The 9,368-nt window shown below is 57.2% G+C and carries 9 protein-coding genes; 5 read left to right on the forward strand and 4 right to left on the reverse strand.

Annotation, left to right across the window (positions count from 1 at the left end; all coding sequences use genetic code 11):
• Nucleotide 1: 1 nt before the first annotated feature.
• The 4 genes from STE01S_RS10625 to STE01S_RS10640 are packed head-to-tail and all read left to right on the forward strand — an operon-like array spanning nucleotide 2 to nucleotide 5,676.
• Entirely contained in the window at nucleotides 2–415 is a 414-nt protein-coding gene (locus tag STE01S_RS10625; RefSeq protein WP_062767564.1) for a hypothetical protein, read from the forward strand.
• A complete protein-coding gene (locus tag STE01S_RS10630) occupies nucleotides 412–2,466 on the forward strand; it encodes a DEAD/DEAH box helicase (RefSeq protein WP_062767566.1) in 2,055 nt (684 codons plus the stop codon). Before STE01S_RS10625 ends, STE01S_RS10630 begins: the two co-directional genes overlap by 4 nt.
• The gene (locus STE01S_RS10635) at nucleotides 2,456–3,673 is read left to right on the forward strand and encodes a GIY-YIG nuclease family protein (protein WP_062767568.1); all 1,218 of its coding nucleotides are present in this window, start codon (nucleotides 2,456–2,458) and stop codon (nucleotides 3,671–3,673) included. Before STE01S_RS10630 ends, STE01S_RS10635 begins: the two co-directional genes overlap by 11 nt.
• Entirely contained in the window at nucleotides 3,670–5,676 is a 2,007-nt protein-coding gene (locus STE01S_RS10640; RefSeq protein WP_062767570.1) for an ATP-binding protein, read from the forward strand. The genes STE01S_RS10635 and STE01S_RS10640 overlap by 4 nt, the downstream gene beginning before the upstream one ends.
• A gap of 365 nt (nucleotides 5,677–6,041) precedes the next feature.
• Here the strand turns inward: STE01S_RS10640 and STE01S_RS10645 are convergent, their stop codons facing one another.
• The 4 genes from STE01S_RS10645 to tnpA form a co-directional block, all read right to left on the reverse strand.
• Nucleotides 6,042–6,338 carry a hypothetical protein gene (locus tag STE01S_RS10645; protein ID WP_062767572.1) on the reverse strand — a complete coding sequence of 99 codons (297 nt, stop codon included), beginning with the start codon at nucleotides 6,336–6,338 and terminating at the stop codon, nucleotides 6,042–6,044.
• Complete coding sequence (tnpC, locus tag STE01S_RS10650) at nucleotides 6,338–7,966, reverse strand: IS66 family transposase (RefSeq protein ID WP_062767574.1); 1,629 nt, start codon at nucleotides 7,964–7,966, stop codon at nucleotides 6,338–6,340. Before tnpC ends, STE01S_RS10645 begins: the two co-directional genes overlap by 1 nt.
• Before the next feature lie 62 nt (nucleotides 7,967–8,028).
• Entirely contained in the window at nucleotides 8,029–8,376 is a 348-nt protein-coding gene (gene tnpB / locus STE01S_RS10655) for an IS66 family insertion sequence element accessory protein TnpB (protein WP_062767576.1), read from the reverse strand.
• The gene (gene tnpA, locus STE01S_RS10660; RefSeq protein ID WP_062767578.1) at nucleotides 8,373–8,741 is read right to left on the reverse strand and encodes an IS66-like element accessory protein TnpA; all 369 of its coding nucleotides are present in this window, start codon (nucleotides 8,739–8,741) and stop codon (nucleotides 8,373–8,375) included. Before tnpA ends, tnpB begins: the two co-directional genes overlap by 4 nt.
• 109 nt (nucleotides 8,742–8,850) lie before the next feature.
• Between tnpA and STE01S_RS19680 the strand changes: the two genes are divergently transcribed.
• A partial coding sequence (locus STE01S_RS19680; protein WP_255265926.1) for an ArdC-like ssDNA-binding domain-containing protein occupies nucleotides 8,851–9,368 on the forward strand: 518 nt, incomplete at its 3' end.

A 9,368-nucleotide genomic window follows, 5' to 3' on the forward strand; every position in this document is an offset into this window, starting at 1 on the left:
TATGTTCGCCCGTATTCAATATGCCGCCCTGAACTCACGCCAGAAGGAAAACTACAATTTCCAGAAGGTCGCAGCTCGCCTCGCTGACTATGGCTTCAACAGCATACGTTTGACCGACGATTGGCAAGGTGCGGACTTCATCGCCGTCCACATAGACGGCGAAACCTTCTTGAAGGTCCAGCTAAAGGGCCGATTGGTTATCGACCGGAAATATGTGGGCAAAGGCATCCACATCGCATTTTTGTATGGCGATGACCTCTATCTCTATGATCATGATAAGTTTGTTCAACACCTAGAAGGAAACGGCTTGATTGGGGCTGACAGTGTTACCTGGCACGAAAAGGGGTTTCGAAGCTGGCCACTCCCTCCCGCTTGGGCGATCAACTATCTAGCCGATTACAGGATTTCCCGATGACCAAGTCCGTCCCATCCGTTTCAGTTACATACGCTCGCAATGGCGGCTCGACGAAAGCCAACGCCCTCGGAATGCGCGCGATGCAGGAACGGGCGTTTGAAAAACGTGGGGAACCATACCTCCTTATCAAGTCGCCGCCGGCATCAGGGAAAAGCCGCGCGCTCATGTTCATCGCGCTCGACAAGCTCGCCAATCAGGGATTGAAGCAGGCGATCATCGTCGTTCCAGAAAAATCCATCGGCTCCAGCTTCGCTGATGAACCGCTCACCAAGTACGGGTTTTGGTCCGACTGGACCGTTACGCCGAAGTGGAATCTCTGCAACGCGCCCGGTGAGGACGGCGGCAAGGTCAACAGCGTCGGCAGTTTTCTCGCCAGCGACGATCAGGTTCTTGTCTGCACACACGCGACGTTTCGTTTCGCGGTGGAGCGGTTTGGCATCGAGGCGTTCGATGACCGCTTAATCGCAGTGGATGAATTTCACCACGTTTCTGCCAACCCTGACAACGTGCTGGGCAAGCACCTGGGCGACTTTATTGCGCGCGACAAGGTGCACATCGTCGCAATGACGGGCAGCTATTTTCGTGGCGATGCTGAGGCTGTGCTGTCACCGACAGACGAAGCGAAGTTCGATACCGTCACCTACACCTACTACGAGCAGCTCAACGGCTACGAGTATCTCAAGCAGCTCGACATTGGCTATTTCTTCTATTCCGGCTCCTACACGGACGACATCCTTGAGGTGCTGAACCCAGCCGAGAAAACCATCATTCACATTCCGAACGTCAATTCGCGCGAGAGCACGAAGGACAAGATCAAAGAGGTCGAGCACATCATCTCGGAGCTGGGCGAGTGGGAAGGTGCCGATCCCGTCACCGGCTTCCAGATCGTCAAAATGTCGGATGGCAAAAAGCTGCGCATCGCTGACCTGGTTGACGACGATCCTTCAAAGCGCGACCGCGTGTCCGCTGCCCTGAAAGACCCAGCCCACAAGAACAATCGCGATCATGTCGACATCATCATCGCGCTTGGCATGGCCAAGGAAGGCTTTGACTGGATTTGGTGCGAGCACGCACTGACCGTCGGCTATCGTGCCAGCCTTACTGAGATCGTGCAGATCATTGGCCGCGCCACTCGCGACGCACCGGGCAAGACTCGTGCACGGTTCACCAATTTGATCGCTGAGCCAGATGCGGCTGAGTCACTTGTTACCGAGGCAGTGAACGATACGTTGAAAGCGATCGCGGCGAGCTTGCTAATGGAACAAGTGCTCGCGCCGCGCTTCAACTTCACACCTAAGAATCCGCAGAGCGGCCCACAACCTGGCTTCGATTACGGCGATGAAGGTTATCAGCCGGACAAGTGCAATGTTGGCTTCAACGAACAGACGGGACAGTTCCAGATCGAGATCAAAGGTCTGACCGAGCCTAAGAGCAAAGAAGCCGTTCGCATCTGCAAAGAGGATTTGAACGAGGTGATAGCAACCTTCGTTCAGGACAAGCCGTCTATCGAACGCGGACTGTTTGACGAGGAGATGGTGCCCGAAGAGCTGACACAGCTTCGGCTCGGCAAGATCATCAAGGACAAGTATCCCGAATTGGACGAAGAGGATCAGGAGGCAGTGCGTCAGCACGCCATCGCAGCCCTCAATCTCACACAGCAGGCAGCGCGCATTGCGCTCGGTGGCGACAAGAAAGATGACGAGCCGAGTGCCAACACCGCGCTGATTGATGGCGTCCGCAAATTCGCGATGGACGTTCGCGAACTCGACATCGACCTCATTGACCGCATCAATCCGTTTCAAGAAGCCTATGCCATTCTCGCCAAGACCATGAGCGAGGAGAGCTTGAAGCAAGTTGCGGCTGCTATCGCGAGCAAGCGCACCAGCTTGTCGCCCGATGAGGCGAAGGAACTTGCCGTGCGCGCCGCGCGCTTCATCAAGGAGCGTGAGCGTCCGCCTTCGATCACCTCGTCCGACGCTTGGGAACGGCGTCTCGCCGAGGGCGCCGCCGCCTTCATGCGTTTCAAGAAGGAGGGACGCTATGACAGTTGACCTCGATCTTGATGCTCTTGCCGAACAGCTCGCCGACTTCGCGCCGCCTGAGAAGAAGACAGGGCGCGGTCCACGCGAGGAACGCATCATCGCTGGATTTGAGGAGATCCAGCGATTTGTCGAGAAGCATGGCCACGCGCCGCGCCATGGTGAGAGCCGTGACATCTTCGAGCGGATATATGCTACGCGCTTGGATCGGTTGCGGGCGCTGGATGATTGCCGCGCATTGCTCGAACCGTTTGACCACCAAGGATTGCTGACAAGCGGCAGTCAGACGGAAATTGCACCAGACGAAGACATGGACACTGACGCGCTTCTTGCAGAACTTGAAGGCGCGATGGGTACATCGGAAATCGCCGATCTTCGCCACGTTCGCACGGCTGAGGAAAAGCGCGCAGCGGAAGAGATCGCGAACCGCGACAAGTGCGAGGACTTCGCCTCATTCAAACCGCTTTTCGATCAAGTGCAGCGGGAGCTTGAAAGCGGGATCAGAAAATCCCGTGAATTCGAGCTAAAAGCGGAAATCCGCCCTGGCGCATGGTTCATCGTCGGTGGGCAGAAAGCCTATGTCGCCGACATGGATGAGATATTCGTCAACGCGCAGGGACGCACAGACGCGCGCTTGCGCGTGATTTTCGACAACGGCACTGAGAGCAATATGCTCATGCGCTCATTGCAGCGCGCCTTGCATAAAGATGAAGCTGGACGCCGCATCTCCGATCCAGAAGCAGGGCCGTTGTTTGTCCACGACGAGCGAACCCCATTTTCAGGACAGCTTGAAAACGAAGATTCAGCTAGCGGCACGATCTATGTTTTGCGGAGCAAATCGGATCATCCCGTTGTCTCCGCAAACCGCGAGGTGCTTCACAAAATCGGTGTGACCGGCGGTGATGTGCAAAAACGCATCGCCAATGCCAAGCTCGACCCGACATTCTTGATGGCCGACGTTGAAATCGTCGCGACCTACACGCTCTACAACATCAACCGGACGAAGCTCGAAAATCTGATCCATCGAATATTCGATCCAGCGCGGCTCGACATCGAGATTAAGGATCGTTTCGGTAATCCTGTAATTCCGCGCGAATGGTTCCTTGTACCGCGCTTTGTTGTCGATGACGCTGTGGAGCGGATTAAGGACAGTACGATTACCGAATATACCTATGATCCAAAAACGGCACGGCTTGTCCGCGAAGGTAACGCGTCATGAGCAACGTCAACATCAAGCGCCTCGTCGAAAACATTCGCTCAGGCACCAACGTCTACACGCCGCTTGTCGAACTGGTCGTGAACTCGATCCAAGCTATAGATGAGAAAAAATCTGACAAAGGCGTAGTTGATATCCAGATCAAGCGTGATGGTCAGGAGGATTTGATTGAAGGTTTGCGCGGTGTCGATGGGTTCATCGTATCTGACAACGGCGTTGGCTTTACCCAAGCGAATCGAGACTCATTTGACGAACTCTACACCGAGCAAAAGAAATCTGACGGCGGCAAGGGCTTTGGTCGCTTCACTTGCCTCAAATATTTTGACCGCATGAATGTCAGCAGCATTTTTGCCGAAGGCCACGAGTTGCGCGAACGCAGGTTCCGCATGGGGCTGGATAAAGATATTATCGTCGATGAGGAGCTGCGACCAATCTCGGAAGGCGACACGGGAAGCGTGATCGAAATCGCAGGGATCAAGTCAGTCAAGTTTCCAGACAAGGGCATCGACACCATCAGCCGTGTGCTTGTGGAGCGATTGCTCCCATATTTCGTAGATGCCGATAAACCCTGCCCACGCGTTGTTATCCGTGACGAAGGCAGCACCGCCGCACCGGTTTCGTTGAACGATTATCTGGGCCAGGATAGCAGCCAGATTGTCGAAATGCCCGTTCAGAATGGCGCGTTCTGTCTATCCACAAATGGCGAAGATCAGTTGTTTCAGGTGCGCGTCTTCAAATTCTATTCGCCGCGCGCTGCGCGCAGCAAAGTAAGCCTTGTCGCCCATCGCCGAGAAGTGACGGACGTAGCGTTGCAAGCCTATGTTCCAGAGTTTGCGGACGAGTTTTTTGAGCCGATACCCGGCGATGAGGCGGGCAAAGGACGCAACTTTGTCATCAAAGCCTATGTGTTCGGCGACTATCTGAACGACAACGTTTCGCTCGAACGCGGCGAGTTCCGTTTCCAGACCGAATCCGATTTGCTCAGCGGTATTTCGCAGAGCCAAATCGAGCAGCAAGCGGCAGAGATTGCGAAATCGGCTGTTGGCGCGGAGATCGCCGAGCGTAAGCAACGGAAGCAAGCTCGCATCACGGAATATGTATCAACCCAAGCGCCGTGGCATCGAACCCTGAGCAACGAGGTTGACTTTAGCTCATTGCCGATGCGTCCGAGCAATCAGGACATCGAACTGCATTTCCAGCGAAAGAAGTTCGAAAAAGAGCAAGCTACTCGCGCGCAGGTTGCGGCAATCTTACAGGCCGAGGATGAGGCCGACCTCGACAAGAAAATTTCGCAGGTGATGACGAGCATTTCCGAGACGAGCAAGAACGACCTCATCCACTATGTTTCGATGCGCAAGTGCGTTCTCGACCTTTTCTCGAAGGCGCTCGAATCCGATGATGACGGTCGCCACAAGTCCGAGGGCGAAGTGCATGATATTATCATGCAACGGAAGAAGGACTCCGACGAGATCGACTTTGACGCCCATAACCTCTGGATGCTGGACGAGCGGCTTAACTTTTCAGCCTACATTTCGTCAGAAAAGCCGATCAACAAGGCCAATGGCGATCGAACGGACATCACGATTTTCAACAATCGCGTGGCGTTCCGCGGCGAGAACGAAGCCAGCAATCCGATCACGATTTTCGAGTTCAAGAAGCCGCAGCGTGACGATTTTGCGAACCCGTCATCCAAGGATGATCCCGTGCAGCAGATTGTCCGCTACGTGAATCAGATCCGAGATGGGAAGTTCAAGACACCGAAGAATCGCGACATCATCGTCAACACAAATACGCCATTCTATGGCTACGTCGTATGCGACTTGACCAAGAAAGTTACCGATTGGCTTGATCGCGAGAAGGATTTTACGCCAATGCCCGATGGGCTTGGTTGGTTCCGCTGGTTTGGCAATATCAATCTCTATGTCGAGGTGCTGAGCTGGACTAAGGTCTTGCGCGATGCAGAGATGCGCAACAAAATCTTCTTCAGCAAACTCGGCATTGAATGAACGCAAGGCGCGACATCCCATCCCGCTGTGATTGCTGTCATTCCATGCCTTCCGCTGCGCCCTGAGTTTCATCCGCGAATGTGGCTGAGGGCGTCGTCCCGTCAACGGGCGGCCCGATCCATTCGCTGCGCTCCCGTGTTGCCCGTTTCGCCTTACGGCTGACAGTCCGACTTTCCCCCAGCCTGTTCCCTTCGCGTCCTCAGGATACAGCGAAAGGAGATCAGGACATGACCACTTCATCAAAAGAACGCTTCGACGTTTACGGAGCTATCACCGATCAAATCATTGCCGCAATCGAAGCCGGAGCCGAGCATCCGCAAATGCCTTGGCATCGTGCAGGCGGATCAATCGTAACCGTCCGATTGCTACCGCGAGGCCTGGGTCTTGAAGCGGGCGGCGAGTTCGGGATCGTCGACGAAGTCATCGAGGAACTGGTGCCAGGTCTTGGTCGTGAGACGCGCTTGGCTGAGCATGTCAGTCAGCTCGTCGACGCCGTGATCGGTCAGCGCGGTTATGGACTCGTCCGGTCCGACGTAGACGCTGATGATGGCGCCGTAGGCCAGGTTGTCGTCATTCGAGACGATGGCTTCCAGCAACTCCACGTCCTCGTCGAGTATCCTGGCGACATAGTCGAGGGTGCGGACGTAAGTGACCGCGGCCATCAGGCGGCCAGTGCTTGCGGGACGGTCAGCGGCACCCAATTCCAGGGCAACAATTCGTCGATCCTGTTGATCTTGTGATCGTGGATGCGATTGAGCAGGTCGGTGATGTAGGCTTGGGGATCGAGGCCATTCATCTTGGCGCTTTCGATGAGCGTCATGGCGCGCGCGAGGGTTTCGGCGCCGGCCTCGGAACCGGCGAATAACCAGTTCTTCTTGCCCAGGCATATGGGCCTGACGGCGCGCTCGGCGGCGTTGTTATCGATGGCGACGCGCCCATCGTCGAGGAACAGGCTGAACGCGTGCCAGCGGCCCAGGGCGTAGCGAAAGGCCTTGGCCAGATCCCCCTTGGTCGGAATACGGGCAAGTTGCTTCTCGGCCCAGGTGCGCAAAGCCTCGAGCTTGGGTTTGCTCAGTTCCTGGCGCACGGCCCGGCGGATATCGGCAGGCTTGCCCGCGATTTCGCGCTCGATGTCGTAGAGTTGCCCGATACGCTCGAGCGCCTCGTGCGCGATCTTCGATTTTTGCGACATCCAGATGTCATGAAAATCGCGTCGCCAATGCGCAAAGCAGGCGGCTTCCCGGAAGCGAGGTTCACCATTTGCGGCAAGTTCGTAGAGCTTGGCATAGCCTTTGTAGGCGTCGGCTTGAAGGATGCCGCTTGCATCGCCCAGGTGGGCCAACACATGCTCCGCTTTCCAGTTGGGAGCATAGCGGTAGGCGACCCCGGGCGGCGCGGTGCCAGCCCAGGGGCGCTGGTCACGGACATAACCCCAGATCCGGCCTTGCATCACACCCTTGCCGATACCTTTGGCGCGTCGTTCCGGAGCAAGCACGCGGACGGGTGTGTCGTCGGCGTGCAGGATGTCGCTGCCCAGGACCGATGCTTCGATCCGGTCGGTCACGGGCTGCAGGATCCGCATCGAGCGGCCACACCAATCAGCAAGCGTGCTGCGTGGGATGTCTGCGCCCATGCGCGCCAGGATCTCGTTTTGCCGATACAGCGGCAAATGGTCGTCGAACTTCGAGACCAGCACGTAAGCCAAAAGACTTCCTCCGGCCATGCTGCCAGGGATCGGTCGGCTCGGGGCTGGCGCCTGAACCATCTTCTCGCAGCAACGGCAGGACTTCTTTGGGCGGGCAACTTCGATGACCTTGAGCTTTGCCGTTATCATCTCGAGGATCTCGCTCACGTTTTCGCCGACGAGACGCAGGTCGCCCCCGCAATCCGGACAGGTGCTGCCGGGGTCAAGTTCGTGGCGTTCGCGCGGCGTACCCGCCGAGACGCGCGGGCGACGGGATGGACGCGGCCTGGAGCCGGTATCGGCAGAAACGGCCACGGGCCCCGCTTCCGGATCGTCCTGGTCGCTTGCCACGAGGCCCTGCCTCGCGAAGGAGACGAGAGCGTCTTCCAGAGCGAACTCGAGTTGTTCGATCTCGCGTTCGATCTTCTCGGAGGATTTGCCGAAAACCTGCTTCCGGAGCCTGGCGATCTGCAAACGGAGTGCCTGAACGATCAAGTCATGGGCGTGTAGCGTCGTCGTCAGCTTCGCGTTCTCTGCCTGCAACTGGGCGATCATCGCCTTGAGAAGTGCCGGGTCTTCGGGAGGATCGGACGCCGCGTTCAGCATGGCCTTTTCTACGCGAAAACGGCCAAAAGGTCCAGAAAAACAGGTGCTTCAAGGAAGAAAAGTCACCCCGCGCGTGCCGGTGGCGCGCCCCAGTTCGGGCGCCTCCAGTCGATCCCTTCCCACAGCATCGCGAGTTGGGCCGATGTCAGTCGCGTCGTCCCGTCGGCCGCAGAGGGCCAGGGAAAGCGGCCTCGCTCCAGGATCTTGTAATAGAGGCAAAATCCCTGGCCATCCCAGTAAAGCAGCTTCAGCCTGTCGCCGCGCCGTCCCCGAAAGGCGAATACGGAACCACTGGCTGGCTGCTGGCGCAGCACGGTCTGGGCGAGCATGGCGAGACCCGAAATTCCTTTGCGCATGTCAGTGACGCCGCAGGCGAGATACACCCTTACGCCGGTTCCCGGTCCGATCATGCGGCTTCCACCGATCGAATAAGCCGGGTCAGGGCAGCAGCCTCGATGCCGCTGTCGAAACGAAGGCACCGTCCCTGCGGCAGACACAGCTCGACAATCAAGGGCGAGACCATGCGGTCCTCGAGCGCGGGTTCCGCGTGCATGGGCGCGCCGATCTCGACCGGCAAAAAGATCGGCCCAACCGGCGCAGGCAGCAGCCCTCTCTTCCTGAAAAGATGGCGCCAATTATAAATCTGGCTTCGCGACACATCGTAGCGCCGCGCAACGCGCGCCAACGTCTCGCCGTTCACCCCCACCGCCGCGACAATCTCAAGCTTTTCAGCTTGGCTCCACCGGCGACGCCGTTCCCGGCCCAATATCTCCACCGCCGTCCCTCGCTCTCACTCAGGACGTCCATATCGACGCCCTTATCGACGTCTCTTACCCGCTCACATCACATCCCGGCAGGCGGCCTCCACCGGTCGGTTACGATCAATCGAACGTCCCACCAATGTCGAAAGCAAGAACGCCTATCGCGGCGTCAACACCGTCGCCCTTTGGGCATCGGCATATTGCCAGCAATTCGATCATGGCCTCTGGGGCACATATCGCCAGTGGCAAGAGAAGGGCGCACAAGTCCGCAAGGGCGAGAAATCTTCGATCATCATTTTCTATCGTGAACTTCAACCGCATGAGCGTGACACGCAATCATCCGGCGATGATGATGATCGCGGCAATCGATTCTTCGTTGCCCGTGCATCGCGCGTGTTCAATGTCGCACAGGTCGATGGCTTCGAGCTTCCTGCAATCGAACCGTCGATTGATCGCATCGATCCATGCGTTGCTGCCGAAGCCTTCATCGCATCCACGGGTGCGAACATCACCGTTGCCGGTGAACGCGCGTTCTACAATCGCACAACCGACAGCATCACGATGCCGGATCGTCACCGGTTCGTCGGCACGAAGACCAGCACCGCGACCGAAGGATGGTATTCCACGTTGCTTCACGAGCT

Source organism: Sphingopyxis terrae subsp. terrae NBRC 15098 (assembly GCF_001598815.1).
GTDB lineage: Bacteria > Pseudomonadota > Alphaproteobacteria > Sphingomonadales > Sphingomonadaceae > Sphingopyxis > Sphingopyxis terrae.

What these genes read in the sequence shown, in the direction of transcription:
- STE01S_RS10625 (WP_062767564.1), top strand. Translation starts at nt 2, where the DNA reads ATGTTCGCCCGTATTCAATATGCCGCCCTGAACTCACGCCAGAAGGAA.
- STE01S_RS10630 (WP_062767566.1), top strand. Translation starts at nt 412, where the DNA reads ATGACCAAGTCCGTCCCATCCGTTTCAGTTACATACGCTCGCAATGGC.
- STE01S_RS10635 (WP_062767568.1), top strand. Translation starts at nt 2,456, where the DNA reads ATGACAGTTGACCTCGATCTTGATGCTCTTGCCGAACAGCTCGCCGAC.
- STE01S_RS10640 (WP_062767570.1), top strand. Translation starts at nt 3,670, where the DNA reads ATGAGCAACGTCAACATCAAGCGCCTCGTCGAAAACATTCGCTCAGGC.
- STE01S_RS10645 (WP_062767572.1), bottom strand. Translation starts at nt 6,338, where the DNA reads ATGGCCGCGGTCACTTACGTCCGCACCCTCGACTATGTCGCCAGGATA.
- tnpC (WP_062767574.1), bottom strand. Translation starts at nt 7,966, where the DNA reads ATGCTGAACGCGGCGTCCGATCCTCCCGAAGACCCGGCACTTCTCAAG.
- tnpB (WP_062767576.1), bottom strand. Translation starts at nt 8,376, where the DNA reads ATGATCGGACCGGGAACCGGCGTAAGGGTGTATCTCGCCTGCGGCGTC.